This window comes from Faecalibacterium sp., from assembly GCF_052358865.1.
In the GTDB taxonomy this organism is placed as follows: Bacteria; Bacillota; Clostridia; order Oscillospirales; family Ruminococcaceae; genus Faecalibacterium; species Faecalibacterium butyricigenerans.
Genome location: NZ_DAWCVJ010000004.1, coordinates 1 through 26679 on the forward strand (window position 1 = coordinate 1; position 26679 = coordinate 26679).

Consider the following 26679-nt stretch of genomic DNA (forward strand, 5'->3'; position numbering starts at 1 on the left):
TATTTTAGTAGGCTTTTCCGCAAGGTTGAAGGCTGCAGTCCAAGAGAATATCGGAAGCAGTGGTGACACAGGGGAGAACACCCTGTGTTTTCCTAAAAAGCATATAGTTTGAAACGAAAATAAAAAAGGAACCCAACAATGGATACAAGACGAACGAAGCCAATAATACTCACAGTCCCAGTCTTTGAAGACTTCAGAGGATATCTTGCCGTGCCATACGACCAATCTATAAATTTTACTGTTCGACAGATCAACCAGGGATACAGCAAAAAAGCGTTCACGCTGCGTGGACTGCACTTTCAGGAAGGGGAACACGCCCAGGCGAAGTTGGTGTCCTGCCTGCACGGTTCAATCTTCAATGTAGCCGTAGATCTGCGTCCAGGAGAAACCTTCGGTCATGCATACAGTACGGTGCTGTCTTTTGAAAATCGAAAGCAGATGCTGATTCCCAGAGGTTTTGCGCATGGATACCTAACATTGGAAGATGATACCTTGATGCAGTGGTGTGTGGATAATGATTTCTGCGGTGAAGCTGCCAAGGCTGTGCGGTATGATTCGGATTTTGTCTGGGAAGGTGAGTCGTGGCTGGAAGGAGCGTATATAATATCGGAAAAAGATAAAAGTGCTAAATCCTTGCAAGAACTGGCGCAGTGTGGTTTAATTAAGGCATAGAGCCAATTCAGCTTAGCTTTACGCAAGTTATACCCCATCAAATATGATAGAAGAGAAAGAGTACGGAGGAAATCTATATGGAACTATCATTTACAGGTGGAAGATTTGTTTCAAATAGAGGAGAATTGAACTATAAAGAAGTCTTAGAGCACTTTCCAAACGCAAGTATAATCAGGATAATTACATATAATATTTCGAGAAATCAAAGGCAAGACAAATTGTTCGAAGCATTGAGAGACACGGATGCGGAAATACAGCTTATAACGAATGTGCCCTCACGAATGGAAGAATACTTCGACAATGAAGCTGGGAGAAGTATGAGGAAAACCGCAAGACGTAATATTCAAATATACATTGCAAAATTGAATCCTGAAAATTTTTCGGGTAATTTTTTGCCATATTTCAATGTTCATAATCATGCAAAAATAATAGGAACAGAAGACATAGTTTATATTGGGTCGGCGAACTTTTCAAATAAAAGTGCAGATAATATTGAAACGGGAATTCTTATTGAGGATAGAGATTTTATAAGTAAATTGTATTCTGAGTTTTTTGATAAGGTGGCAAGCGAGTCGCTTTCTTACCTTGATGACAATTTTAATGCATTTCATCTTTTTCTCTTGTCTCTTTATGCAAAGTTTGAACATCATTACAATATTCTGCCAAGAGATGTTTATACAGACTATCAAAGGACAAGGCTTGTGGTTGCAGACACGATTTTTATAGACACTGATGAATTGGGCAACATCTATCGGGATTTAGAGGAACTTGAAGATGTGAGTTCAGCAGCTGAAGATTGTTATGATGAAGAAAATGAGCAGTTTAATTCAGAACTTGAGGATTTGAAGGACGAATTTGAAAGTCTTGATATTGAGGGCCTAAAAGAAACTGTATCAGAAGATGGTGCGCTGTATAACTTAGCAACTTTTGATGGACATGACAAATTTGACGAAATAATGCAATCTAAATATGCATACCTTGCGATTGATGACATGACGGACTATTATTCAGAGAAGGCACTGCAGGAAGTTTCCGAAATGTACGATGATGTACATCGAACGTTTTTTGATCAAGGAGATGAATTCCTTGAAGGAATGGATTACATTTTGAAAGCACTAAAGGTCGCAATAGATTTTACAGAGCGTTGGAAAGCATCAAGAATTAACCCGGATATTGATAATACTTAAACTACTATAAATCGAAAGAAGGACACACCTATGCCCAGAACTAAAGGAAGCAAAAATCGCCCCAAGATCACCAACGACTTCGCATCCCAAATCGTAGAAAAGCAGGAAACCATCGCTTCCCTGAACACAGAAATCGCTACCATCACCGCAAATATCGATGCTCTGAAAGCCGACCTGAAAGAGAAGAAGGTATCGCTGAAGAAAGCTGAAAAAGAGTTGACCTCTTTGGAAGCGAAAAAGGCGAAGGCAGATGCCAAGGCCGCCGAAGAAGCAAAGAAAGCCGAGGCCGAAGCTGTGCTGAAGAAGCTGCTGGCCAGCGGTGTGAGCGCAGATGAGATTCTGGAAAAGCTGAAATAAAACCATAAAACTATAAATCACACGACCGTGTGGGAAAGGAAAGAATAAAATGGAAGAAATCGTAAAGTTCTTAAAAGAAGCTGAAACATATTACTTGGCAACGGTCGAAGGCGACCAGCCGAGAGTGCGCCCATTTGGCACGGCACATATTTTTGAAGGCAAGCTGTACATCCAGACTGGCAAGAAGAAGGATGTTTCCAAGCAGCTGCATGCTAATCCGAAAGTAGAGTTGTGTGCATTCAAAGGCGGCGAGTGGATTCGCGTTGCCGGTGAACTGGTAGAGGATGACCGTGTTGAAGCGAGAGAATCTATGCTGGATGCTTATCCAGGATTGAAGAAGATGTATGCTGCAGATGATGGCAACACTGAGGTGTTCTACTTTAAGAATGGTGTGACTACCATTAGTTCTTTCACCCATGAGCCGAAAGTGATCAAGTTCTAATAATATTGCCGTGTGTGGAACATAGGCTCCAATCTGAGTCCGAAACACGCACGGCATATTTTGAAAACCGATATATAGTTTAAAACGAAAATAAAATTGGAATGAAATGCGAATAAAAGAAATGGAGCGTGACACAAAATGAACTTATCTAAAATACACCACATCGCAATTATCGTATCTGACTACGAAGCCGCAAAGGATTTCTATGTGAACAAGCTGGGATTCTCTGTTATCCGAGAAAATTATCGCCCGGAGCGCAAGGATTGGAAGCTGGATCTTCGTGTCAATGAACTTACGGAACTTGAGATTTTCGCTGAGGAAAATCCACCGAAGCGTGTTAATCGCCCAGAGGCCTGCGGCCTACGTCACCTTGCGTTCTGCGTTGATAGCGTGGAACAGACAGTGAATGAGCTGGCGGAGGTTGGGATTGAATGTGAGCCAATCCGTGTGGATGATTACACCGGAAAGAAGATGACTTTCTTCCATGACCCGGACGGACTGCCGCTGGAGTTACATGAGTAAGGGATGGAGAGACAATGTGAACTATGGGAGAGAAAAGAGCGTATAAGCCCCGGAAACCCGGCGGAGGTCGGAAGAAGCTGAAGCCGGAGTACGATGCCAGGAAGAATCTGAAGGAGCAGATGGAAAGTGCTGTGGCACTTTATGAGGAGGAATGCTCCCTCCAAGACAACGCAGATGCTCTAGCTCTAAACCCCATCAAAGTAAGAAAGCTACTCATCACGGCCGGTGTGTATGAATCGGAAGTGGCAAAGAAGGTACAGGGTACCTTTGAAGAATACCGAGAAACACAAGACTACAAAACCTCCATACTCTCAACTGCAAACACTCTTCAGCTTTCCAAAGCCTCCGTCACCTCATACCTGCCTTATAAAAAAGGCGTGTACTTTCCGAGTACAGCTGATAAAGAGAAGATCAGTGTTGGAGCAGAGCGGCAGAGAAGATTCAGAGCCATGAAGCGATGGAGAGAAAACCCGACAGAAGAAAACTTCTGGGATGTGGTTGTTAGTTATTCCGGTGTGCGATTCAAAACCTACTCCGGTTTGCCATTTTCTTATGAGGTACGGAAAGGTCGGAACGGCGAGTATACAAAGGAACTCTGGATCGACCGCTGGGAAAACAGCAAAAGTCTGGCGTGGAGCTCGGTGCTGCTGACGCTGAAGAATATTAAAAGAGAAGTGGTAGACCGCCCAAAAGCGCTGGGCGATATTCGAGGCGTGACCTACATCTACGGGATGTTCTATCGGTTCGGTCTGATCGATGTGCCAGATGAGGTAAAGGAGAAGATGGGCCGTCCAAAAGCCCGCAAAAAATAGGTTGCTATGTACAGAAGTGTGCGGTAATATGTGCCGTAACTGAGGATGTGAATCTCAGTTGGGAAGGAGGGTAGCATTATAGAAAAATTAAGAGAGATGCTGGAAGAGTACATGAAGAAAACGGAGCCGGAGTATTATCCGCCGGTGGAGAACCTGCTGGATCTGATCTACGAGCATTACACGGAGAATAATCCAGTAGAGAAAAACACAGCTGCCGGGAAAGTTGCAAAGGCCAAAGAAAAGGAACTGGAAGAGTGGCTGCGCAGCTTGGACGGAATGAATAGACTTGTAGATGGCTATGTTGGAGATAAGATGCCGCTCTGGGAAAAGATCATGGACCGGCAGGGGACGGTGTGCTGCGCATGGGAGAAGACTGCTTTTGAGGAAGGGCTGAAAGTCGGAATCAGGCTCATGATGGAAGCTATGAAGTAAGCACGATCTGCCCTATATAGTTTGAAATGAAAATCCCACCCTATGTACCGTACTTCTACATCATCAGGACCACTCCAGTTCAGCTTTTGGCCGCAGCGGTCACAGAAGAGTTGGCACTCATGCTCCATGGTGATTCCGCACCGCGGACACTTTGGAAACTTAGCACCCCACCTATACGAGCATACAACTTTCACTTTCCAAGACCATGCGGTTTTATAATAAAAATGTTCCGTATCGAACAAAAATGCACTATTTCCCACACCATCTCCCAAAATCACTTCCGGCGAAATTTCAGCAAAAGAGGCAGCAGAGGAGCGCATCTGGGCAGGGCGAACGCGCCCGGCGGATGCCCCGGGCCCCGGACGCTCCGAGGAATGCACGCGATATCACATGAAAAATGTATACGCATAAAACGCACAAGGATGCAAAAACATCCAAAAATACAAAATTGCGAAAAAACTTGAAAATAACGCTGAAACGTGGTATAATCTTGATATGAACAAGCCGGTTTTGGTACGACAACGAGAACTCCTACACCTCTCAGATGGTCCGTACCATTAAGTACTTCGCTGAGAACTGCTGATCACGGCTCTACGCTCAGAAGTGCTTGAGGTGTCGTGCTGAAAAGCACGGATGCCAATAAGTGAGTCCGACACCCTTCCTTTTACGGGTTTCCGTGAGAGGAAGGGTGTTTTTTGTTTATCCTTGCTTGCTGTTCGGCCTGCTTCATGATACAATAAAACAGAAGCCGCCGAACATTTTATAGTTGTGTCGTAGGAGCGAAAGCCATGAGAGCATTCGAAAAACTGAACATTGCCGTTGCAGGCACAGGCTATGTCGGCCTGTCCATCGCCACCCTGCTGAGCCAGCACCACCATGTTACCGCTGTGGACATCGTGCCGGAGAAGGTGGAGCAGATCAACCACAAAAAGTCTCCCATTCAGGATGACTACATTGAACGATACCTTGCAGAAAAGGATCTCGACCTGACCGCTACGCTGGACGGGGAAGCGGCCTACCGGGACGCGGACTTCGTGGTCATTGCCGCCCCGACCAACTACGACAGCCGGAAGAACTTCTTCGATACCTCTGCGGTGGAGGCGGTCATCCAGCTGGTGATGAAGGTGAACCCCGAGGCCATCATGGTCATCAAGTCCACCATCCCGGTGGGCTTCACGGCTTCGATCCGGGAAAAATATCAGTGCAGGAACATCATCTTCAGCCCGGAGTTTCTGCGGGAGTCCAAAGCGCTGTATGACAATCTCTACCCCAGCCGCATCATCGTGGGTACGGATATGAAGGACGACCGCCTTGTGGAGGCGGCCCACACCTTCGCCCATCTGCTGCAGGAGGGGGCCATCAAGAAAGATGTCGAGACCCTCTTCATGAGCTTCACAGAGGCAGAGGCCGTCAAACTGTTTGCAAACACATATCTGGCGCTCCGCGTCTCCTTCTTCAACGAGCTGGACACCTATGCCGAGATGAAGGGCCTTGACACCCAGAAGATCATCGAGGGCGTCTGCCTCGACCCCCGCATCGGCACACATTATAATAACCCCAGCTTCGGCTACGGCGGCTACTGCCTGCCCAAGGACACAAAGCAGCTTCTTGCCAACTACGCCGACGTGCCCGAGAACCTCATCGAGGCCATCGTGGAGTCCAACCGCACCCGCAAGGACTTTATCGCCGACCGGGTGCTTCAGATGGCGGGCTACTACAGCTATGGGGAGGAGAACGAGTACGATGCAAGGGAGGAGAAGCCCTGCGTCATCGGAGTCTACCGCCTGACCATGAAGGCGAACTCCGACAACTTCCGTCAGTCCTCCATTCAGGGCGTCATGAAGCGGATCAAGGCCAAGGGAGCGACCGTCATCATCTACGAGCCGACGCTGGAGAACGGCACGACCTTCTTTGGCAGCGAGGTGGTAAACGACCTTGAGGCGTTCAAAAAGCGGAGTCAGGCCATCATTGCCAATCGCTATGACAGCTGCCTCGATGATGTACAGGAGAAGGTCTACACCCGCGACCTGTTCCGGAGAGACTAAACCTCTCCGTCACGCCTACGGCGTGCCACCTCTCCTATCGAGGAGAGGCCTTGGCATTCCGTAAAGTTTTCCCTCTTCGCCAGAGGCTCCCCTCGCTAGGGGAGCTGTCTGCGAAGCAGACTGAGAGGCTGCTCTTTGTCAAGCCACTGTCAAAATAGACACAATTCCAGAATATCCCGGGAAAAGTTTGTTAATAAATTATCCATCCGCCGTCCTTGCAATACACACACATTTTGTTTATAATAGTGTCATAGGGGTCAAGGCCCCGAGAGTGAGCGAAATTCGATTCCGAAGAATGAATTGAGAGGAGAATAATCACTATGGGTTTAGGTAAAAAGACGATCGACGATCAGAACTACTGCGGCAAGAAGGTCCTTGTCCGTTGCGATTTCAACGTCCCCATGAAGGACGGCGTCATCACCAACGAGAACCGCATCAATGCGGCTCTGCCCACCATCCAGAAGCTGGTCAATGACGGCGCAAAGGTCATCCTGTGCAGCCATCTGGGCAAGCCGAAGAACGGCCCCGAGGCAAAGTTCAGCCTCGCACCCGTTGCTGTGGCTCTGAGCGCAAAGCTGGGCAAGACCGTCGTGTTTGCTGACGACGACAACGTCGTGGGCGAGAATGCAAAGGCTGCTGTCGCTGCCATGAACAACGGCGACGTCGTCCTGCTGCAGAACACCCGTTTCCGCAAGGAAGAGACCAAGAACATCCCCGAGTTCTCTCAGGAGCTGGCTTCTCTGGCCGACGCTTATGTTGACGATGCATTCGGCAGCTGCCACCGTGCACACTGCTCCACCGCAGGCGTCACCGACTACATCAAGGACACCGCTGTCGGCTACCTGATGGAGAAGGAGATCAAGTACCTCGGCAACGCCGTGAACGATCCCGTCCGTCCCTTCACCGCCATTCTGGGCGGCGCAAAGGTCGCTGACAAGCTGAATGTCATCTCCAACCTGCTGGAGAAGGTCGATACCCTCATCATCGGCGGCGGCATGGCCTACACCTTCATCAAGGCACAGGGCTATGAGGTCGGCAAGAGCCTGTGCGACGACTCCAAGCTGGACTACTGCAAGGAGATGATGGCAAAGGCTCAGGAGAAGGGCGTCAAGCTGCTCCTGCCTGTCGATACTGCCTGTGTCGAGAACTTCCCTGACCCCATCGACGCTCCCGTCGAGACCACCGTTGTCCCTGTCACCGCCATCCCGGCTGACATGGAGGGCTGCGACATCGGCCCCGAGACCATGAAGCTGTTCGCTGATGCAGTCAAGGCTTCCAAGACTGTCGTCTGGAACGGCCCCATGGGCGTCTTCGAGAACCCGACTCTGGCAGCTGGCACTCTGGCTGTGGCCAAGGCAATGGCTGAGAGCGACGCTACCACCGTCATCGGCGGCGGCGACAGCGCAGCAGCTGTCCAGCAGATGGGTCTGGGCGATAAGATGACCCACATCTCCACCGGCGGCGGCGCTTCTCTGGAGTATCTGGAGGGCAAGGAGCTGCCCGGCATCGCAGTCATCCAGAACGCATAATTCCGGCATCATAAACGGGTGCGGCGGCTGTTTCGCCGCCGCACCTTTCTGTTTTTATCAATAAGAAGGTAAGGAGAACATATCATGGATAAGGCAAAGCGCAAGGCTATCATTGCTGGCAACTGGAAGATGAACAAGACCGCCTCCGAGGCTGCTGTTCTGGTGGACGAGCTGATCCCCGCCGTCAAGGACGCATCCTGCGAGGTCGTCATCTGCACTCCCTACACCGATCTGGTCACGGCTGTGGCAAAGACCAAGGGCACCAACATCCATGTTGGCGCTGAAAACGTCCACTTCGAGAAGTCCGGTGCCTTCACCGGCGAGATCAGTGCAGATATGCTGGTGGATCTGGGCGTCGAGTACGTCATCGTCGGCCACTCCGAGCGCCGCCAGTACTTCGCCGAGACCGACCAGACCGTCAACAAGCGCGCTCTGGCCGCTCTGAACGCCGGCCTGAAGGTCATCATCTGCGTGGGCGAGAGCCTGCAGCAGCGTGAGGAGGGCGTCACCGAGGAGCTGGTCCGGATGCAGACCAAGATCGCCCTGCGTGATGTCACCGCCGAGCAAATGGCAAATGTCGTCATTGCCTATGAGCCGATCTGGGCCATCGGCACCGGCAAGACCGCCACCGCCGAGCAGGCCGAGGAGGTCTGCGCTCAGATCCGCAAGGTCATCGGCGAGGTCTACGGCGAGGCTGTGGCCGAGGCTACCACGGTCCAGTACGGCGGCAGCATGAACGCCAAGAACTGCGAGGAGCTGCTGAGCAAGAAGGATGTGGACGGCGGCCTCATCGGCGGCGCATCCCTGAAGGCTCCCGACTTTGCTGTCATCGTTAACGCTGCCTCCAAGGGCTGAGCGTAAGCGCTGACGGAAAAAACGCTTTCCCTGCGCCCGGCTGCGCCGCATTTCCGGCATCGAGCCGGGCGCTGTTTGTTGAACATTCAAAGGAGACTCATTTTTATGTCCAAGAAACCTGTTCTGCTCTGTATCATGGATGGCTTTGGCTGGACCCCCAACGAGACCTACGGCAACGCCGTGGCCGCAGCCAACAAGCCCTTCATCGATTCCCTGATGGCAAAATACCCCATGACCACCATTGACGCCTCCGGCATGGCAGTCGGTCTGCCCGACGGTCAGATGGGCAACTCTGAGGTGGGCCATACCAACATGGGCGCTGGCCGCATCGTCTACCAGCAGCTGACCCTCATCACCAAGTCCATCCGCGACGGCGAGATGCTCAAGAACCCCGTCCTCGTCAAGAACATGAAGGCCGCCATCGACGCAGGCAAGGCCATCCACCTGATGGGTCTGGTGGGCACCGGCGGCGTCCACAGCCACGCAGACCACTGGTTCGGCGTACTGGAGATGGCAAAGCACATGGGTGCTAAGGAGGTCTACCTCCACTGCATCACCGATGGCCGTGACACCGACCCCCACTCCGGCAAGGGCTTCCTCGCCGATCTGCAGGCTAAGCTGGACGAGCTGGGCATCGGCAAGATCGCTAGTGTCTCCGGCCGCTACTACGCAATGGACCGCGACAACAACTGGGACCGCGAGGAGAAGGCCTACGCGGCCTTCGTCTACGGCGAGGGCAACCACGCCGCCAACGCACAGGAGGCCATTGAGGCATCCTACGCCGACGATAAGACCGACGAGTTCGTTCTGCCCTGCGTCACCTGTGAGGGTGGCCGCGTGCAGGACGGCGACACCGTCATCTTCATGAACTTCCGCCCCGACCGTGCCCGTCAGATGACCCGTATCTTCTGCGACGACGCCTTCACCGGCTTCGAGCGCCGCGGCGGCCGCAAGCAGGTCAACTACGTCTGCATGGCAGAGTATGACGCCACCATGCCCAACTGTGAGGTCGCATATCCTCCCGTCGAGCTGAAGAATGTTCTGGGCCAGTACCTGTCCGAGAACGGCAAGACCCAGCTGCGCATTGCCGAGACCGAGAAGTACGCCCACGTCACCTTCTTCTTCAACGGCGGCGTTGAGGCTCCCTACGAGGGCGAGGACCGCTGCGTCATCCCCAGCCCGAAGGTGGCCACCTATGACCTGAAGCCTGAGATGAGCGCCCCCGAGGTGGCCGACGAGTGCGTCAAGCGCATCGAGAGCGGCAAGTATGACGTGGTCATCCTGAACTTCGCCAACTGCGATATGGTCGGCCACACCGGCGTCTTTGAGGCAGCAGTCAAGGCCGTCGAGGCTGTGGACGCTGCCGTCGAGAAGGTCGTCACCGCTGTGCTGAACGCTGGCGGCTGCGCCTTCCTGACCGCCGACCATGGCAACGCCGAAAAGATGAAGAACCCGGATGGCACCCCCTTCACCGCCCACACCACCAACGTCGTGCCCTTCGTGGCCATCGGCTGCGGCGACGTGAAGCTGCGCGAGGGCGGCTGTCTGGCCGACATTGCCCCCACCATGCTGCCCTACATCGGCCTGCCCGTCCCGGCCGAGATGACCGGCAAGAGCATCATCGCCGAGTAAGCACTACCTGAAACAAAGCAAGCGCCCCGCAGTTCTGTTGCGAACTGCGGGGCGCTTTTTGTGCTGCGTATTCAGCGCTCGACCCAGACGGACATCCGCGCGCTGGTGGTGATGTCACCGAGGAGGACGGTGTCCATCTTGATGCTGCAGGTGACGGCCAGCGCCTGATTGGAGTCGCTGCCGGTGAGCACCGAGGCGGGCAGGTTTTTGAGGGTCAGCACGGCGGTGCCGTTGGACAGCTCGCCGCTCAGGGTACCCTCATAGTTCACCTCGCCGATGCGGATGCCGGTGAGGGAACCGGTCACGTTCATGGAAGAGATCTGCTTGACCGGAAGCTCGAGGGTGAAGGTGCCGTTGGGCTGGCGGGTGAGGGTGGCTTCGCGGGCGGTGTCCACGGCGCTGTCGGCCATCGACTCCTTATCTCCGGTCTCCCGCCAGAACCGGACGCCGACACTCATCTTGACGGCGGCGGCACTGGCGCTGACCGCCAGCGTCAGGAGGAGCAGCAGCGAGACGAGGATCGCCCCGACGCGTCTGTTCAGATGCTTTAAAGAAATCATCATAGCAAAGATCGACCTTTCCAGCCGCAGGTGCGGCTCTATTCGTGCGTTCTGTGCAGAGCGGGCATTTGCTTCCTGCTGCGCAGCCGGAACGAACGAGAAGGATTTATCACCGCAAAAATAACATATTCAGAAGAAAAAGTCAATCTGCCTTGTCATTGTTTCACAAAACTGTTTCACATTGGACATATTTTGTGTAGCAAAAACCGCAAATGCGGCCGAAGGCGCAAAAAAGCCGCCTCCCGGCGGGCGGGAGGCGGCAGAGGTCAGGGAAGATCAGACCTCAAAGTCGGGGTCGTCCTTCAGCACATGGATGCTGGTCATAAAGGCGCTCTGCTCAGGATCCTGGAACGGAGCCTCCTTGACGTACTTGTTCAGTGCGATGGCAGTGCGGGCGGGGTCGGCGATGGTGCCTGCGCCGCCGATGCAGCCGCCGGGGCAGCCCATGCCCTCCAGCAGGTAGCCGTTGTACTTGCCGGCCTTAGCCAGCATCAGCAGCTTCTTGCACTCGGCGAGGCCCTGTGCGGACGCGATCTTGACGTCCATATCGGGCTTCCACTCCTTGATCTTATCGGCGACAGCCTTGGCGACGCCGCCGGACTGAGCGAAGCCGCGGCCTGCGCCGGAAGCATGCACCAGATCGATCTCATCGGGATCGACCTCGAGATTGGCCACATCGATGTCCTTGGCCTCGATGATGCCGGCCAGCTCCTCGAAGGTCAGCACGAAGTCCACATCAGAGCGGACGGTGCGGCGGGAAGCCTCCAGCTTCTTGGCAGCGCAGGGTCCGATAAAGCACATACGGGCCTCGGGGTCGGCCTGCTTCATCATGCGGGCAGTGAAGACCATGGGGGTCATGGTCATGGAGATGTTCTTGGCCAGATCCGGGAAAGCGGTCTTGGCCATCATGCTCCATGCCGGGCAGCAGGAGGTAGCCATGAAGTTCAGCTTGCCAGGCACCTCTTCGAGGAAGTCGTGGGCCTCGTCCACGGTGCACAGGTCAGCGCCGATGGCGACCTCGACGACGTCACAGAAGCCCAGAGCCTTCAGCGCAGCCTTGAGCTTGCCGGTAGAGGCCAGCGTCGGGAACTGGTTGACGAAGGCAGGGGCGACGAGGGCGTAGATGCGGTCGCCGCGGTTAAAGCCCTGAATGAGCTGGTAGATCTGGCCCTTGTCGGCGATGGCACCGAAGGGGCAGTTGACCAGACACTGGCCGCAGGACACGCACTTGCTGTAGTCGATCTCAGCGCGGCCCAGCTCGTCGGAGTGGATGGCACCCATGCCGCAGGCAGCGGCGCAGGGGCGCTCAGTCTTGACGATGGCGTTGTAGGGGCAGACGGTCACGCAGCGGCCGCACTTGATGCACTTGTCCTGATCGATGGTGGAACGGCCGCTCTCCCAAGTGATGGCCTTCTTGGGGCAGACTTCCATACAGGGGTGAGCGAGGCAGCCCTGACACAGGTCGGAGACCTTGACCAGCTTCTCGGGGCAGCGGTTGCAGGCGAACTTGATGACATTCACCAGCGGGGGGTCGTAATACTTATCGGCGATGGAAGCGTCCTCCAGACCGGAGACGACGCTGTTGTGCTCGTCCATGCGGCGGGTGGGCAGGCCCATGGCCAGACGCACGCGCTCCTCGACGATGGCGCGCTCAAGGAAGATGTCCTTGCGGAGCTTGCCTTCCTCACCGGGGATGATGGTGTAAGGGATCTTGCGCATCAGGTGGTTCGCCTGCTCGCCCTTGACGTTGGCATAGGCCATCCGTGCGACCTCGGTGAACACCTGGCGGCGGATCTGGATGACCGTCGTATTGATTCCTCTGAAACTCATTCCAATCTCTCCTTGCTTTGAAACAACAGAACAAAAGGCCGCTGGTACGCGGCTTTATCCGGGGCGGGTCGGTACTGGGCTGCTGCAAACAGCCCGATGCCCCGAATGATCCACTTTTATTGTAGCATAAACCTTTCGGGATGAAAAGGGGAAAGTCCAAAATTCGTTATGAAATTCACAACTGGTATATCTTGCACAAATGAGAATATTTGGATTTGTACAAAATAGCAAAGAAACGGCGAAAACTCAGGCCAGCTCTGCCCGGACGCGCTCGCCATCGTAACGGCCCAGCCGGACATGGACGATCTCGCCGCTCTTGCGGCCCGGGGCCGACACCACGACGGGGATGTACAGCCGGGTGTAGCCGGTGAAGAGGGTGCCGGACAGGGGCGTTTCCAGCAGCACGTCGTCCTCGCTGCCCTCGTAGGCGGCCAGCACCTCGCGGCGGATGTCCTCGGCGATGGCGTTCATCTCCCGGCTGCGGGCCTGCTTCTCCCGCTCGTGCACCTGATCGGGGAAGTCGTAGGCGGGGGTGCCGCTGCGGCGGGAGTAGGGGAAGACATGGACCTTCAAAAAGCCGATCTGCTTCAGAAAATCGCAGCTCTCCCGGAAGTCTGCCTCCGTCTCGCCGGGAAAGCCGCAGATGCAGTCGGTGGTGAAGCTGACCGGACGCCCGCCGTAGGCGGCACGGAGCTGGCTGACCACCTCGGCATACTGCTCGGCGGTGTAGACGCGGCGCATCCGGCGCAGCGTGGCGCTGCAGCCGCTCTGCAGGCTCAGATGGTACTGAGGGCAGAGCTTGTCCACCGCAGCCAGCCGGGTGATGGACTCGGGCGTCAGCATATCGGGGTCGAGGCTGCCCAGACGGATCCGCTCGATGCCCTCCACCTCGGCGCACTTCTCCACCAGCTCCACGAGGTCGGTGCCGGTGTCGAGGCCGTAGCTGGGCAGGGAAATGGCGCTGAGCACCACCTCCCGGTAGCCGGAGGCGGCCAGCTGGCGCAGCTCGGCGAGGATGCTCTCCTCCGAGCGGCTGCGCACCGGGCCGCGGGCACGGGGGATGACGCAGTAGGCACACTGGCGGTTGCAGCCGTCCTCCACCTTGATGAAGGCGCGGGTGTGGGTCTCGAACCGCTCCACCGGCAGCTCCTCGAACTGCTCGCCCTTGGCGTGGGGGGCGATGGCGACGATGCGCTCGTGGCCGTCCAGCAGCTTGAGCACATTGTCGAGGATGGCCTTCCGGTCGCCGTTGCCGCAGACGAGGTCGGCCTCCATGAACTGTGCCGCCTCCTCCGGGAAGGCCTGCGGATAGCAGCCGGTGAGGACCGTCACAGCGCCGGGGTTCTCGCGCTTGGCCCGGCGGAGCCACTTGCGGCTCTTCTGGTCGCCGAAGTTGGTGACGGTGCAGCTGTTGACGACGAAGACGTCGGCCTCTTCGCCCTCCGGCACGATGGTAAAACCGGCGGAGCGGAACATCTGCTCCAGTGCGCCGGTCTCGTTCAGATTGACCTTGCAGCCAAGGGTATAAAAACAAACTCGCATGGGGGTGTCCTTTCTGAAAACCTCTCCGTCATTGCTTCGCAATACCACTGCCCGGGTTGCGGCACCCAGCATCCGCAGCGCTTCGCTTGCGTCTTGCTGGCCGCGGCCCCAACAGCGACTCCCTGTTTCCGCCACTGGCGGCGGTCGTCGCCGTTGCTCCTATTGAGGAGAGGCCTTGGCATTTCGGCAAGCTTTCTCTCTTCGCCAGAGGCTCCCCTCGGTAGGGGCAACAACCCGGACTTGTCGAGCGAATGCGAGACTGAGAGGTTGATACCTTACAACAAACCATCCTATTATAGCAGATTTTTCCCGGAGAGAAAAGGGCATTCCGCCCTCTTTTTTTGCATAGAATGCAATCAGACAGACATTGCGGGGAGGGACAAGGGATGGAACGAAAGAATTTTGCGGCGCTCTGTGCCGCCGTGCTCTGCTTCTGGCTGTTTGCACTGGCCCTTGGCACAGCGGAGGGGGTGGGTCTGCGGGTCGTCATGCACCCGGAGGAGAGGGCCGTCAGCGCCGATGCAGGGGAGGCGGCAGAGGGAGCAGCCCTCCCGGCGGCGGCTGCCGCGCCCCAGCTCTCGCTCAACTGCCGCGCCGCCATCCTCATCGAGCAGGGCAGCGGCCGAGTGCTCTACGAGAAGAACGCCGACGAGCGGGTGCCCATCGCCTCCATCACCAAGGTCATGACCCTGCTCCTCACCTTCGAGGCCGTCCACGACGGGCGGCTGACGATGGAGACGCCGGTGCCGGTCAGTGAGCACGCCTATCATATGGGCGGCAGTCAGATCTGGCTCGAGCCGGGGGAGCATTTTACGCTGGACGAGATGATAAAGGCCATCTGCGTCTCCTCCGCCAACGACGCGGCCGTGGCGGTGGCCGAGCTGGTGGGCGGCAGCGAGCCGGCCTTCGTGGAGCAGATGAACGCCCGCGCCGCTGCGCTGGGGATGGAGCAGACCACCTTCCGCAATGCCTGCGGACTGGACGCCGAGGGCCATCTTTCCACCGCCCGGGACGTGGCCGTCATGAGCCGCACCATCCTGAACACCTGCCCCGAGGTGCTGCATTATACCGGTATCTGGACGGATACCCTCCGGGGCGGACAGACCCAGCTCGTCAACACCAACAAGCTCCTCCGCCGGTACGAGGGCATCACCGGCCTCAAGACCGGCACCACCGGCGGGGCGGGCATCTGCATTTCAGCCAGTGCCACCCGGAACGGACTTTCCCTCATCGCGGTCATCTTGGGGGCACCGTCCAGTGCTGACCGCTTCGACGCCGCCACGACACTGCTGGACTACGGTTTCGGGGCCTATGAGGCCGCACCCCTGCCCAAGCTCGAGGTCCAGCCGCTCCAAATCGCGGTCAAGGGAAGCGCGGCGGGCAGCGTCCCGCTGGATTACACGGCCCTGCCCGGGACGGTGCTGGTGGAGAAGGGGACGGCCTCCGCCCTCCACACCGAGCTGACCCTGCCGCAGGAGCTGGAAGCCCCGGTGGAGCAGGGGCAGACGGTGGGCAAAGCTGCTGTCTATCAGGGCGAAAGCCTTTTGGAGGAGTATGAGGTGCGTGCTGCCGCCGATGCACCCAGAATGACCGTCCGGGATGCCATCGGGCTGCTGTGGCAGAGCCTCGTCGGAGCATCCTGACCGAAAACGGCGCACTACCGGCCAAAAACGGTTAGCGCAGGCAAAGAACAGCTTGGACGTTTGTATAAAAGATGTAAGAGCTGACAAAACAACACTATTAAAATTGTATGAAAAGCGAGGATTTTGGCCTTGACTTTGCCCGGCGGGAACGGTACACTTATACCAAGACAAACCCTCGCCGGGCAGAGTGCCCGTAAAATGTTTTGGAGGTTTTGATAGAATGAGTCTCGCTCTGAATACGAAGCACCTCTCCAGCTTTATCAAGGAAGAGGAATACAAGGCCATCTACCCGCAGGTGGAGGCCGCACACAAGACGCTGGAAGCCAAGGACGGCCCCGGCAGCGACTTTTTGGGCTGGATGTATCTGCCCCGCGATTACGATAAGGAAGAGTTCGCCCGCATCAAGGCCGCAGCAGCCAAGATCCGCGAGGACTCCGACGTTCTGGTGGTGGCCGGCATCGGCGGCAGCTATCTGGGCGCACGCGCCGTCATCGAGGCTGTCAAGGGTATGTACCACAACGAGCTGGACAACGGCCTGAAGATCTACTTCTGCGGCAACAGCATCAGCCCCACCTATCTGAATGACATCATCACGCTGTGCAAGGGCAAGCGCTTCTCCATCAACGTCATCTCCAAGTCCGGCACCACCACCGAGACCTCTCTGGCCTTCCGCGTGCTGCGCAAGCTGCTGGAAGACGAGATGGGCGTGGAAGAGGCCAACAAGCGCATCTATGCCACCACCGACCGCGCTAAGGGCACCCTCAAGCAGCTGGCTGACGCACAGGGCTGGCCCACCTTCGTCGTCCCCGACGATGTCGGCGGCCGCTACTCCGTCCTTTCCGCTGTGGGCCTGCTGCCCATCGCCGCCGCTGGCATCAGCATCGACGAGGTGATGCAGGGCGCAGCCGACGCCATGGAGCGCTTCTCCGTCCTCAGCCCCGACAACGACGCTTACAAGTATGCTGCCATCCGCAACATCCTGTACCGCAAGGGCAAGAGCATCGAGATCCTCGAGTGCTATGAGCCGAACTTCACCCTCATGAACGAGTGGTACAAGCAGCTGTTCGGTGAGAGCGAGGGCAAGGACAACAAGGGCCTGTTCCCCGCAAGCTGCATCTTCTCCACCGACCTGCACTCCATGGGCCAGTTCATTCAGGAAGGCGCCCGCACCATGTTCGAGACCATCGTGGACGTCAGAAAGCCCGCACAGGATCTCTTCATCGAGAAGCTCGAGGGCAACTTCGACGGCCTGAACTTCCTCGCCGACCAGAACATGAGCGTGGTCAACCGCAAGGCCATGGAGGGAACCATCCTCGCCCACACCGACGGCGGCGTGCCCGAGGTGGTCATCGAGGTGGACGACCTGTCTGCTTATAATGTGGGCTACCTCATCTACTTCTTCTGGCGTGCCTGCGCCTGCAGCGGCTATCTGCTGAGCGTCAACCCCTTCAACCAGCCGGGCGTCGAGAGCTATAAGAAGAATATGTTCGCACTGCTGGGCAAGCCGGGCTACGAGAACCTGACCGCTGAGTTGGAAGCAAAGCTGAAGTAACATCTGGCGGAACAAAAAATGATCTCCCGCCGCGAGGCGTGGAAAATACAGGAGGACAGAACTATGATTAAACTGATTGTTGGCACCAAAGGCTCCGGTAAGACCAAGGCTATGATCGACATGATCAATGATTCGGTCAAGACCTCCAAGGGCAACGTCGTTGTCGTCGAGAAAGGCATGAAGCTGACCTATGAGATCCACAATGCAGCCCGTCTCATCGATCTGGACGAGTACAAGATCGCTGGCGGCGAGATGCTGTACGGCTTCGTGGCCGGCCTGCTGGCAAGCAATTATGACATCACCGACCTGTACATCGACGGCATCCTGAAGGTGCTGGATCACGACATCAACCGTCTGGGCGTCGTTCTGGACGAGGTGGCTGCTGCCGCCGGCGACTCTGTCAAGGTCACGGTCACGGTCAGCGCCGACGAGTCTGCTCTGCCCCACGATGTGAAGAAGTACCTGTAAAAACGCTGAAATTTCTGATTTGAACCATCCCAGACAGGCAGGAAACCGGAGAATTTGAAATTTTTTCGGTTTTCTGCCTGTTTTGGTGTTGACAAAGGGCTGTGTTGGCGCTATACTAACAAAGCAGCCTTTTATGAGGTGTACTATGCAATTTGACCTGAGAAAGTTTATCGTATCCGGCACGAAGCCTTATGTTGCAGAGTTTCAGTGTGATTTGTCTGCCAAGGATTTTGCCGGTGCAAGGATCGAGCAGCCGGTGTCGGCCCGCTTTGAGGCGGTGCCGGATGGCGACGAGATCCGGATGACGCTGCGGGCAAACGCATTGGTGCACGGAGAGTGCGCCCGCTGCCTCGACCCGGTCGAACGGGAAGAGACGGTGCAAGCAGAGTGGACGGTCAGGGAGCGCGATTTGGATGACCCGGATTTCGACCTGCCCCTCGACGAAAAAGGACATCTGGATGTAGACGAATGGCTCTGTCAGGAATTTATGTTCCAGATCCCCACGGTGCTGCTTTGCAGCGCTGACTGCCCGGGCTTGTGTCCCCGGTGCGGGAAGAAGATGGCCGAATGTACCTGCCCTCCGGCAGAAGCTGAGGCCGAACCCGCAGACGCAAGGCTAGCGATACTCAAATCACTGCTGAACTGACAAACCCATCAAGGAGGTGCAAAAATATGGCAGTACCTAAGAGACATCTTTCCAAGGCCCGCCGCGACAAGCGTCGCAGCAATGTTTGGAAGCTGGAGGCCCCCGCACTGGTGAAGTGCAGCAACTGCGGCTCTCTGAAGCTCCCCCACCAGGCATGTGGCAACTGCGGTTACTACAAGGGCGAGGAAGTCATCAAGAAGGGCTAATTTGCGCAGAATTGGTGGCACATTGGTGTTATGTACAGAAGGGGAGGGCGCAATGCCTTCCCCTTCTTGCTTTGTCTGGGAACGAAACTGTGAGGTGAAAGCATGGCCATCCGGATCGAGCGTGTGGAAGAGGGCAGCGAGGCCGCTGTCCTCGGCCTCGCTGGCGGCGACGAGCTGCTGAGCGTGGACGGCAACGAGCTGAACGACACGCTGGACTACGATTTTTATACCGACAGCAAGAGCTTCCACCTCAAGGCGAGGGTGGCAGACGGCATCCGGGAATGGGATGTCCGGCGGGAGGAGCGCGGCCCCTTCGGCTGCGACTTCTCCACCTATCTGGGCGACCAGAAGCACTCCTGCTCCAACCACTGTATGTTCTGCTTCATCGACCAGCTCCCGCCGGGGATGCGGGAGAGCCTCTACTTCAAGGACGACGACGAGCGGCTGTCCTTCCTGTTTGGCAACTATATCACCATGACCAATATGCAGGACCACGAGATCGACCGCATCATCAAGATGCACATCTCGCCCATCAACATCTCCGTCCATACGACGAACCCCCAGCTCCGGGTCCGGATGCTGGCCAACAAGCGGGCGGGCGAGGTGCTCCGGTACCTGCCCCGTCTGGTGGAGGGCGGCATCGCCGTCAATTGTCAGCTGGTGCTCTGCCGGGGCATCAACGACGGCGACGAGCTGCGCCGCACCCTCGCCGACCTGCTGGAGCTGACCCCGATGGTGCAGAGCGTGGCAGCGGTGCCCTGCGGCGTGACGGATTACCGGCAGAACCTGTTCAAGCAGACGCCCTACGACGCCGAGACCAGCGCCGCCGTCATCGACATCATGGAGGAGTTTGGGGATGAGTGCAAGCGCCGCCACGGCAAGCGCATCATCTACCCCAGCGACGAGTGGTACCTCAAGGCGGGCCGGCCCATCCCGGCCCCGGAGTTCTATGAGGACTATGACCAGCTGGAAAACGGCGTGGGAATGATGAGCCTCTTCCGGCAGGAATTTCTGGCCGAGCTGGAAAAGCCCCACCGTGTCTATGGCTCCAAGAAGCTGGACGTCGTCACCGGCACGATGGCGTCCCCCCTCATCACCGAGATGATGGACGAGCTGCACCGTCAGTACCCCATGATCGAGGTGACAGTGCATACCATCAAAAACAACTTCTTCGGCGGCAACGTCGGCGTGGCGGGCCTCGTCACGGCGACGGACATCATCGCCCAGTGCGAGGGCAGGCTGACCAGCGGCACGCTGGGGGTGCCTGCCGTGATGCTGCGGGAGGAGAAGGACACCTTCCTCGACGATGTCACCATCGAGCAGCTGGGCCAGCGGCTCGGTGTGAAGGTGGAAGTCCTGCCCGTCAGCGGCGGCGACGAGGCCAAGGCCCTGCTGCGCAGCGGCCTCCACATCGCCCGCCGGAGAAGACCGTAATCGTTACCCCTTTTGTGAAAGGAGGAACCCCCTATGAGCAAACCGATCGTAGCTGTGGTGGGCCGCCCCAACGTGGGCAAGTCCACCCTGTTCAATAAGCTCTGCGGCCAGCGTCTGGCCATCGTGGAGGATACCCCCGGCATCACCCGCGACCGCATCTTCGCCAACTGCGAGTGGAGCGGCCACGAGTTCCTGCTGGTGGACACCGGCGGCATCGAGCCGAAGGCTACCGAGGGCATTCTGGCCCATATGCGCGAGCAGGCCCAGATCGCCATCGACACCGCCGACTGCATCATCATGGTGGTGGATGTCCGCAATGGCCTGACCGCTTCCGACGAGGACGTGGCCCATATGCTGCGCCGCAGCCATAAGCCCATCATTCTCGCCGTCAACAAGTGTGATAATGTGGGCCAGACCCCCATGGAACTCTATGAGTTCTACAACCTCGGCTTCGACGAGGTCATGCCCATCTCGTCCGTCCACGGCCACGGCACCGGCGATCTGCTGGACGCCGTCTGTGCCCACCTCGATTTCAGTGAGACCGTCGTGGAGGAGGACCGCATCCCCGTCGCCATCATCGGCCGCCCCAATGTGGGCAAGTCCAGCCTGACCAACCGCATCCTCGGAGAGAACCGGATGATTGTGGCCAACGAGGCCGGCACCACCCGCGATGCCATCGACACCCCGGTGGACAACGCCTACGGCAAGTTCATCTTCACCGATACCGCCGGTCTGCGCAAGCGCAGCAACATCACCGACGGCCTCGAGCGCTACATGGTCGTCCGGGCACTGGCCGCTGTGGAGCGCAGCCGCGTGGCCCTCATCCTCGTGGACGCCACCGTCGGCTTCACCGAGCAGGACAGCAAGGTGGCCGGTTATGCCCACGATCAGGGCAAGGCCTGCATCATCGTCGTCAACAAGTGGGACGCCGTGGAGGGCAAGGAGACCAACACGATGGAGCTGCAGCGCCGCGGCTATGCCGAGTGCTTCAGCTTTATGGGCTATGCTCCCATCATCTTCATCTCGGCCCAGACCGGCTACAACGTCAACAAGCTGATGCAGCTCATCCGGGATGTGGACAGCCAGAACGGTGCCCGCGTGCCCACCGGCGTCCTCAACGAGATGCTGGCCCGTGCGACCGCCCGGATGCAGCCGCCCAGCGACAAGGGCCGCCGCCTGAAGATCTTCTACCTGACGCAGGCCTCTACCCGTCCGCCGACGTTCGTGGCCTTTGTCAACGCAAAGCACCTGTTCCATTTCAGCTACCAGCGGTATATCATCAACCAGATCCGCGAGAACTTTGGTCTGGAGCACACCCCCATCCGCCTTGTCGTGCGGGAGCGCGGCTCCGGCGAAGTGGGCGCAAAGGACGTATAAGGGAAGGAGCCTTGCTGCATGACTGCATTTCTCATCGTGCTGGCTGTCGCTGCCGAAGCCTACCTGCTGGGCAGCGTGGACACCGGCATCCTCGTCAGCAAATACCTTTATCATGACGACGTCCGCACCCACGGCTCGGGCGCTGCCGGAATGACCAATATGCTGCGCACCTTCGGCAAAAAGGCCGCTGCCCTCACGGCGGTGGGCGATGTGCTCAAGGGCGTCGTGGCTGTCTGCCTCGGCCGGTGGCTGTTCAGTCATCTGCCCGCCGATGCGGCCATCTCGCCCTATCTGGGCGTCTACCTCGCCGCCATCCTCGCCGTGGTGGGCCACTCCAAGCCCATCTACTTCGGCTTCAAGGGCGGCAAGGGCGTGCTGGTGGCCGCTGGTGCCATCCTCGCCGTCCAGCCGGTGCTGCTGCCGGTGCTGGCGCTCATCTTCCTCGCCTGCCTGCTGCCCACCGGTATGGTGTCGCTGGGCAGCATTACGATGGCTGCAGCCTATCCGGTGCTGACGCTGGTGTACAGCCTCCTGCGCGGCCTGCCGACGCAGGACGTCGTGGTCTGCACCGTGGGCGCTGCCATCGTGGGCGGCATGGTCATCTGGATGCACCGCACCAATATCCAGCGCATCCGGGACGGCAAGGAGTACCGTTTCGGTCAGAAGCACAAGAGCAAGTAACCGCAAAAAACAACGCCCCGCAGGGCGCTCGTTCCATCGAGCTGCCTGCGGGGCGTTTTGCTGTTTGGCAGAGTTATTCCGCGTCGGCTTCCTGAAGGGTCTCGGTGTTGTCCTCGTACTCGGGGTCTTCGATGGCGATGGTCTCTTTCCGTTCAGCAGACTTGCTGCTGAGGTGCTTGCGCAGCCGGGCGGCAAATTCGTCTTCCGGGATGCCGCTCTGGGAGGGGGTGAGGTCGGGTGCGGGGTGGCCGTCGGGCAGGTGAGCGCCGAAGGCCGGGACGAAGAAGAATTTCCGTACGACGAAGATGAGGGCGATGGCCCCCACGCTCAGCAGATTCTCCAGTGCAGATTCGTGGCCCACCACCATGTGGCGTGCGATGGCGTAGAGCAGCACTTCGAGGCTGGAGCCGGGGCTGTGCTTGGCCAGCATCTTGATGAACTCGATGCCGATGACGATGTCCAGCGCGCGCTGTAAGAAGATGCTCACCTCGACGTCGTTGCCGTCGAACAGCAGGCCGGGCATCCATTGCAGCAGGGGGATCATCGACAGCAGCAGGCCGATGAGGACGAGGCCGGACAGCAGGATCTCGAGCAGCGTGGCGGCGCTGATGATCCGGTTGCGCAGTTCGGCGCGGTTGTGGCTTTCGACACGGGAATTGGACATGGCGGGGACCTCTCTTTCGAATCTGACCGGAAATATTTTACAACAGTTTGATTCTATTGTAACAAAAGTGAAAAGTGAAGTCAATTCTCCGGAAAAGAAAGTAAGCCGCCATGAAAAACTGGAATCGATAGTAGCACAAAAAGGCCGTCCGCGCCCCGGAGAGGGTGCAGACGGCCTCCTTGCAGACCAGGAGAAACTTATGCCTCAGCGATGGCCTCGATCTCGCAGAGCACGCCCTTGGGCAGGTCCTTCACCGCCACGCAGCTGCGGGCAGGCTTGGAGGTGAAGTACTTGGCGTACACCTCGTTGAAGGCGGCAAAGTCGGCAATGTCGGCGAGGAAGCAGGTGGTCTTGACCACCTTGTCGAAGCCCACACCCGCAGCCTCAAGGATGGCACCCACGTTGCGGCAGCTCTGGTCTGCCTGTGCAGCGATGCCATCAGCGACCGCGCCGGTGGCGGGGTCTACCGGGATCTGGCCGGAGGTGAAGACGAGGCCGCCCACGGTGTAGCCCTGAGAGTAGGGGCCAATGGCGCCGGGGGCTTTTTCGGTGCTGATGATGTTCATATCGATTACCTCACTTGTCCTGAATAGGGATGTCTCCCGCAAAAGGGGAGCGGATGCCAAGAGTCTACCACCAACGGCCTCTGCCGTCAACTGTTGCCGGGGAGAAGATTTTTCAGGAGATTTTAGAGATATTTGCAAAATTGCCTTGACAAGAAATAAACTTTTATGATAATAATAGGATATGAAACTAACATTTTAACAAAAAAGAACGCAGGCGCAGCGCAGGCAGGGCAGTCCGCTTTGCGCAGGCGCATTTCTTTTTTGCAGAAAAAACGATTTCTGAACCACCGGGAGGGGCAGAAAAGGATATGTCGATTTTAGTGCATGATTCAAACAAAGCGGCCTGCCGTGCGGCGGCAGCCGCCTTGCAGCAGGGCTGCCGGGCCGCGCTGGTGCGTCCGGCGGGCACCGGCAAGGGCCGCATCGTGTGGGAGATGCTGGCAGAACAGCCTGACACCCGCGTCCTCTGGGTGGCCTCCTGCGCCGCGCGGCTCGAACTGCGCCGCGGGCTGGCGAAGGAGCTGGGCAAAACGCTGGACGGCAGCGTCCGGCTGATGGACTGTGAGCAGCTGGCTGCACAGAGCGCGCTGGGCTGGGTGGCACTGGCAGAGTTCCGGCCCAGTCTGTTGGTGCTGGACGGCTGGCGGGAGATGAGCGCACGGGACTGGACGGATTGCGTCCAGCTCCTGTTCCGCCTCTGTCCGGAGGCCAAGGTGCTGGCGCTGGCCGAGCCGGACGCCCCGGGCGAGAGCTGCCGCGCTGCCGAAGAGCTGCTGGGCGATGCTGTGGTGGAGCCGCTGACGCTGGGCGGGGCATTGGCCGATGGGCTGCTGCCCATGCCGACCTCCTACACGGCACTGCTCTGGCCGCAGGAGGCCGCAATGGCCCGTCTCCGCGCCGAGGTGAAGAATCTCCGCGTGCCCGGCACGCCCGACCCCAACGCCGAAAAATATCAGGCTCTGAGCCTTGCTGTGGAGCAGCTGCCCTCCGTGGAAGTGCTGCTGGCGCGGTGGCTCCCCGATGCCGCCGGGCGGTATCTCGTCCTCTGCGAGGACGCCCAGACGGCGGCGCAGATGGCCCAGCAGGCCGAAGCGCTGTTTGGTGCGGGGGTGCATATCTGCTGCGCCGATGCGCTTTCCAGCGATGCAGAGCCCTTCCTGACCGACGAGGCCGACGCGCTGCGGCTGCTGGTCTGCGTCAACAGTCCTGCTGTCGAGACGCCGCTGACCGGCATTTCAGGCGTTGTCCTCGTCCGCCGCACCGCTGAGGCACCCGCCTATCGGCAGATGCTGGCCCGCGCCCTCGCGGCCTGCGGCAGTGTGCCGGTGGCAGAGCTGAGCGCTACCTTCGAAGGACTGACCTGCGTGCCGCAGCTCCGGAAGGAGTGCGGCGAGAAGCCATTCCCGCTGTCTGAGCCGCTGTCCGCCTGCCGCCGGGCCTACCGGCAGCTTCGCCGGGCACTGGACGCCGAGTGGGAGCGCTATTTTGCCGCCGCGAAACAGATGGCCGCAAAAAAACTGCCGCTGGATGTGCCCCGCGCCTACACCTTTGAGGGAGTGGCCGTGGGCCGCTGGCTGGAAAACCAGCGCCTCGTGCGGGCCGGAAAGAAGAATGGCCGCCTCACTGCCGAGCAGGTCGCCCGGCTGGACAAGATCGGCATGAACTGGAAAAAGCGCCTTGAGCTGGCGTGGGAGAACGGCTGGGCCTCGGCCCGGCGGTACCGCGACAGCCACGCCGACCTTCTGGTGCCGGTCCACTATAAAGATAAGAACGGCTTCGCGCTGGGCGAGTGGATTGTCTACAACCGCCAGCGCTATCAGGGCGGCAGCCTCTCGGATGACCGCATCGAGCGGCTGGAATCGCTGGGCATGGTGTGGGACACCGGCAGCATCCTCTGGGAAAAGAACTATGCCGCTGCCGTCCAGTACCATCTCGAGCACGATGACCTCGAGATCCCCGTCAAGTACGTCACGCCGGACGGCATGGCGCTGGGCGTCTGGCTGGGCAGCCAGCGGGCCGCTTATAAAGAAGGAACCCTGACCGCCGCCCAGATCGAAAAGCTGGAAGCCCTCGGTGTGGACTGGGCGAACCGGAACGACCGCAAGTGGCAGACTGCCTACGAGGCCGCCGTGAAATATTACAGCGCCCATGGCAACATTGATGTGCCCACCGAGTACATTGATGAGGACGGCATCCTGCTGGGCAAGTGGGTGTCCCGCCAGCGGTATGCATGGCAGAACCCCGAGCGCAGCAGTGCCCGGGTCACGCCGGAGCGGAAAGCCCTGCTGGATGAGCTGGGCATGATCTGGGAAAAGACCGACTCGTGGCAGCACCGCTACGAGCTGGCGGCGGCATACAAAAAAGAGCACGGCAGTCTGGCCGTCCCGGCGCAGTACCGGACGGAGGACGGCATCTGGCTGGGCAGCTGGCTCTCCCGCCAGAAGCTGATGCTGCGGGAGGGCAAAAAGCTCTCCGCGGAGCGCTGCGCCGCCCTCAGGGAGCTGTTTCAGGGCGAGAATACCCGCCGCCTTACGGCCACTGTGCCGCCTGCGTGCAGCGTGCGGGAGCAGAACTGGCTGGACAACTATCAAAGCGCCAAGCGCTATGCCGAAAAGAAGGGCACCCTTCTCGTGCCCGCCGGATATGTGGACGAGAGCGGCTTCCGGCTGGGCGTCTGGATCTCGAACCTCCGCGCTGCCCGCAAGGCCCGGCCCGAGTCCTTTCAGGTCACGCCGGAGCATATCGCCATGCTGGACGCCATCGGGATGCAGTGGGACGCACGGGAGGCCAAATGGGACGGGGCGTTCCGCCGCGCCGAGGAGTACCGTGCCGCCCACGGCGATCTTCTGGTGCCGGTGAACTACAAGACCGGCGACGGCTTCTGCCTCGGCGACTGGATCCGCCGGATGCGGGAGAGCTATGCTGCCGCCGATGACCGGCTGACAGCCGCCCACGTCCAGAAGCTTGAGGCGCTGGGGATGGTCTGGACGATGCCGCAGGAGAGCTGAGATATTGCTTTTTGAGG

Annotated in this window: 26 protein-coding genes; 21 read left to right on the plus strand and 5 right to left on the minus strand. The window is 58.1% G+C overall.

What is annotated here, in order from left to right; genetic code table 11:
* From ACT8X9_RS01295 to gpmI, 12 genes are all read left to right on the plus strand, one after another.
* Positions 1-66, plus strand: a 66-nt coding sequence (locus ACT8X9_RS01295; RefSeq protein ID WP_444267912.1) for an AraC family transcriptional regulator, incomplete at its 5' end; no start/stop codon positions are given.
* A 72-nt stretch (positions 67-138) separates the two neighbouring features.
* Positions 139-672 (plus strand): dTDP-4-dehydrorhamnose 3,5-epimerase family protein, encoded by a 534-nt coding sequence (locus ACT8X9_RS01300; RefSeq protein WP_444267862.1) that lies wholly within the window; start codon positions 139-141, stop codon positions 670-672.
* Between the two features lie 77 nt (positions 673-749).
* Positions 750-1859, plus strand: coding sequence for a phospholipase D-like domain-containing protein (locus ACT8X9_RS01305; protein ID WP_444267863.1), 1110 nt, complete (start codon positions 750-752; stop codon positions 1857-1859).
* Positions 1860-1889: 30 nt separating this feature from the next.
* On the plus strand, positions 1890-2216 hold the full coding sequence (locus tag ACT8X9_RS01310; protein WP_117805415.1) for a hypothetical protein: 327 nt from the start codon (positions 1890-1892) through the stop codon (positions 2214-2216).
* A 49-nt stretch (positions 2217-2265) separates the two neighbouring features.
* Entirely contained in the window at positions 2266-2658 is a 393-nt protein-coding gene (locus ACT8X9_RS01315) for a pyridoxamine 5'-phosphate oxidase family protein (RefSeq protein ID WP_444267864.1), read from the plus strand.
* Positions 2659-2796: 138 nt separating this feature from the next.
* Positions 2797-3180, plus strand: a complete 384-nt coding sequence (gene gloA2, locus ACT8X9_RS01320; protein WP_444267865.1) for an SMU1112c/YaeR family gloxylase I-like metalloprotein — start codon at positions 2797-2799, stop codon at positions 3178-3180.
* A 23-nt stretch (positions 3181-3203) separates the two neighbouring features.
* Positions 3204-3992 (plus strand): hypothetical protein, encoded by a 789-nt coding sequence (locus ACT8X9_RS01325; protein ID WP_444267866.1) that lies wholly within the window; start codon positions 3204-3206, stop codon positions 3990-3992.
* A 111-nt stretch (positions 3993-4103) separates the two neighbouring features.
* A complete protein-coding gene (locus tag ACT8X9_RS01330; RefSeq protein WP_444267867.1) occupies positions 4104-4424 on the plus strand; it encodes a hypothetical protein in 321 nt (106 codons plus the stop codon).
* Between the two features lie 806 nt (positions 4425-5230).
* Entirely contained in the window at positions 5231-6469 is a 1239-nt protein-coding gene (locus ACT8X9_RS01335; protein ID WP_444267913.1) for a nucleotide sugar dehydrogenase, read from the plus strand.
* Between the two features lie 320 nt (positions 6470-6789).
* A complete protein-coding gene (locus tag ACT8X9_RS01340) occupies positions 6790-7998 on the plus strand; it encodes a phosphoglycerate kinase (RefSeq protein ID WP_227619835.1) in 1209 nt (402 codons plus the stop codon).
* An 84-nt stretch (positions 7999-8082) separates the two neighbouring features.
* Positions 8083-8853: a triose-phosphate isomerase gene (gene tpiA / locus ACT8X9_RS01345; RefSeq protein WP_227619834.1), complete on the plus strand. Its 771-nt coding sequence runs from the start codon at positions 8083-8085 to the stop codon at positions 8851-8853.
* Between the two features lie 105 nt (positions 8854-8958).
* Positions 8959-10485, plus strand: a complete 1527-nt coding sequence (gene gpmI, locus ACT8X9_RS01350; RefSeq protein ID WP_249234421.1) for a 2,3-bisphosphoglycerate-independent phosphoglycerate mutase — start codon at positions 8959-8961, stop codon at positions 10483-10485.
* Positions 10486-10556: 71 nt separating this feature from the next.
* Here the strand turns inward: gpmI and ACT8X9_RS01355 are convergent, their stop codons facing one another.
* The 3 genes from ACT8X9_RS01355 to mtaB all read right to left on the minus strand — a co-directional run bounded on the left by ACT8X9_RS01355 (position 10557) and on the right by mtaB (position 14417).
* Entirely contained in the window at positions 10557-11048 is a 492-nt protein-coding gene (locus ACT8X9_RS01355) for a pilin (protein WP_444267868.1), read from the minus strand.
* Positions 11049-11321: 273 nt separating this feature from the next.
* Positions 11322-12875: a 4Fe-4S dicluster domain-containing protein gene (locus tag ACT8X9_RS01360; RefSeq protein WP_444267869.1), complete on the minus strand. Its 1554-nt coding sequence runs from the start codon at positions 12873-12875 to the stop codon at positions 11322-11324.
* 246 nt (positions 12876-13121) lie between these two features.
* On the minus strand, positions 13122-14417 hold the full coding sequence (mtaB, locus tag ACT8X9_RS01365) for a tRNA (N(6)-L-threonylcarbamoyladenosine(37)-C(2))-methylthiotransferase MtaB (protein WP_227619830.1): 1296 nt from the start codon (positions 14415-14417) through the stop codon (positions 13122-13124).
* Positions 14418-14803: 386 nt separating this feature from the next.
* Between mtaB and ACT8X9_RS01370 the strand changes: the two genes are divergently transcribed.
* From ACT8X9_RS01370 to plsY, 8 genes are all read left to right on the plus strand, one after another.
* Positions 14804-16060, plus strand: coding sequence for a D-alanyl-D-alanine carboxypeptidase family protein (locus ACT8X9_RS01370; RefSeq protein WP_444267870.1), 1257 nt, complete (start codon positions 14804-14806; stop codon positions 16058-16060).
* A gap of 220 nt (positions 16061-16280) precedes the next feature.
* Positions 16281-17612, plus strand: a complete 1332-nt coding sequence (locus tag ACT8X9_RS01375; RefSeq protein ID WP_444267871.1) for a glucose-6-phosphate isomerase — start codon at positions 16281-16283, stop codon at positions 17610-17612.
* Positions 17613-17675: 63 nt separating this feature from the next.
* Positions 17676-18080, plus strand: a complete 405-nt coding sequence (locus ACT8X9_RS01380; RefSeq protein ID WP_227619827.1) for an ATP-binding protein — start codon at positions 17676-17678, stop codon at positions 18078-18080.
* 145 nt (positions 18081-18225) lie between these two features.
* On the plus strand, positions 18226-18726 hold the full coding sequence (locus ACT8X9_RS01385; RefSeq protein WP_249234425.1) for a YceD family protein: 501 nt from the start codon (positions 18226-18228) through the stop codon (positions 18724-18726).
* Positions 18727-18752: 26 nt separating this feature from the next.
* Positions 18753-18932, plus strand: coding sequence for a 50S ribosomal protein L32 (gene rpmF / locus ACT8X9_RS01390; RefSeq protein WP_015563707.1), 180 nt, complete (start codon positions 18753-18755; stop codon positions 18930-18932).
* Between the two features lie 102 nt (positions 18933-19034).
* A complete protein-coding gene (locus ACT8X9_RS01395; RefSeq protein ID WP_444267872.1) occupies positions 19035-20366 on the plus strand; it encodes a DUF512 domain-containing protein in 1332 nt (443 codons plus the stop codon).
* A 33-nt stretch (positions 20367-20399) separates the two neighbouring features.
* Positions 20400-21743, plus strand: coding sequence for a ribosome biogenesis GTPase Der (gene der, locus ACT8X9_RS01400; RefSeq protein ID WP_227619824.1), 1344 nt, complete (start codon positions 20400-20402; stop codon positions 21741-21743).
* A gap of 18 nt (positions 21744-21761) precedes the next feature.
* Positions 21762-22424, plus strand: a complete 663-nt coding sequence (gene plsY, locus ACT8X9_RS01405) for a glycerol-3-phosphate 1-O-acyltransferase PlsY (protein WP_249234426.1) — start codon at positions 21762-21764, stop codon at positions 22422-22424.
* Between the two features lie 73 nt (positions 22425-22497).
* Here the strand turns inward: plsY and ACT8X9_RS01410 are convergent, their stop codons facing one another.
* Entirely contained in the window at positions 22498-23088 is a 591-nt protein-coding gene (locus ACT8X9_RS01410) for a transporter (protein WP_444267873.1), read from the minus strand.
* A gap of 197 nt (positions 23089-23285) precedes the next feature.
* Positions 23286-23654 (minus strand): RidA family protein, encoded by a 369-nt coding sequence (locus ACT8X9_RS01415; protein ID WP_444267874.1) that lies wholly within the window; start codon positions 23652-23654, stop codon positions 23286-23288.
* A 308-nt stretch (positions 23655-23962) separates the two neighbouring features.
* On the opposite strand from ACT8X9_RS01415, the gene ACT8X9_RS01420 reads away from it, so the two are divergent.
* Entirely contained in the window at positions 23963-26662 is a 2700-nt protein-coding gene (locus tag ACT8X9_RS01420) for a helicase associated domain-containing protein (protein ID WP_444267875.1), read from the plus strand.
* Positions 26663-26679: the final 17 nt, after the last annotated feature.

Coding starts and splice junctions, on each gene's coding strand:
- ACT8X9_RS01300 (WP_444267862.1), top strand. CDS start 139: ATGGATACAAGACGAACGAAGCCAATAATACTCACAGTCCCAGTCTTT.
- ACT8X9_RS01305 (WP_444267863.1), top strand. CDS start 750: ATGGAACTATCATTTACAGGTGGAAGATTTGTTTCAAATAGAGGAGAA.
- ACT8X9_RS01310 (WP_117805415.1), top strand. CDS start 1,890: ATGCCCAGAACTAAAGGAAGCAAAAATCGCCCCAAGATCACCAACGAC.
- ACT8X9_RS01315 (WP_444267864.1), top strand. CDS start 2,266: ATGGAAGAAATCGTAAAGTTCTTAAAAGAAGCTGAAACATATTACTTG.
- gloA2 (WP_444267865.1), top strand. CDS start 2,797: ATGAACTTATCTAAAATACACCACATCGCAATTATCGTATCTGACTAC.
- ACT8X9_RS01325 (WP_444267866.1), top strand. CDS start 3,204: ATGGGAGAGAAAAGAGCGTATAAGCCCCGGAAACCCGGCGGAGGTCGG.
- ACT8X9_RS01330 (WP_444267867.1), top strand. CDS start 4,104: ATGAAGAAAACGGAGCCGGAGTATTATCCGCCGGTGGAGAACCTGCTG.
- ACT8X9_RS01340 (WP_227619835.1), top strand. CDS start 6,790: ATGGGTTTAGGTAAAAAGACGATCGACGATCAGAACTACTGCGGCAAG.
- tpiA (WP_227619834.1), top strand. CDS start 8,083: ATGGATAAGGCAAAGCGCAAGGCTATCATTGCTGGCAACTGGAAGATG.
- gpmI (WP_249234421.1), top strand. CDS start 8,959: ATGTCCAAGAAACCTGTTCTGCTCTGTATCATGGATGGCTTTGGCTGG.
- ACT8X9_RS01355 (WP_444267868.1), bottom strand. CDS start 11,048: ATGATGATTTCTTTAAAGCATCTGAACAGACGCGTCGGGGCGATCCTC.
- ACT8X9_RS01360 (WP_444267869.1), bottom strand. CDS start 12,875: ATGAGTTTCAGAGGAATCAATACGACGGTCATCCAGATCCGCCGCCAG.
- mtaB (WP_227619830.1), bottom strand. CDS start 14,417: ATGCGAGTTTGTTTTTATACCCTTGGCTGCAAGGTCAATCTGAACGAG.
- ACT8X9_RS01370 (WP_444267870.1), top strand. CDS start 14,804: ATGGAACGAAAGAATTTTGCGGCGCTCTGTGCCGCCGTGCTCTGCTTC.
- ACT8X9_RS01375 (WP_444267871.1), top strand. CDS start 16,281: ATGAGTCTCGCTCTGAATACGAAGCACCTCTCCAGCTTTATCAAGGAA.
- ACT8X9_RS01380 (WP_227619827.1), top strand. CDS start 17,676: ATGATTAAACTGATTGTTGGCACCAAAGGCTCCGGTAAGACCAAGGCT.
- ACT8X9_RS01385 (WP_249234425.1), top strand. CDS start 18,226: ATGCAATTTGACCTGAGAAAGTTTATCGTATCCGGCACGAAGCCTTAT.
- rpmF (WP_015563707.1), top strand. CDS start 18,753: ATGGCAGTACCTAAGAGACATCTTTCCAAGGCCCGCCGCGACAAGCGT.
- ACT8X9_RS01395 (WP_444267872.1), top strand. CDS start 19,035: ATGGCCATCCGGATCGAGCGTGTGGAAGAGGGCAGCGAGGCCGCTGTC.
- der (WP_227619824.1), top strand. CDS start 20,400: ATGAGCAAACCGATCGTAGCTGTGGTGGGCCGCCCCAACGTGGGCAAG.
- plsY (WP_249234426.1), top strand. CDS start 21,762: ATGACTGCATTTCTCATCGTGCTGGCTGTCGCTGCCGAAGCCTACCTG.
- ACT8X9_RS01410 (WP_444267873.1), bottom strand. CDS start 23,088: ATGTCCAATTCCCGTGTCGAAAGCCACAACCGCGCCGAACTGCGCAAC.
- ACT8X9_RS01415 (WP_444267874.1), bottom strand. CDS start 23,654: ATGAACATCATCAGCACCGAAAAAGCCCCCGGCGCCATTGGCCCCTAC.
- ACT8X9_RS01420 (WP_444267875.1), top strand. CDS start 23,963: ATGTCGATTTTAGTGCATGATTCAAACAAAGCGGCCTGCCGTGCGGCG.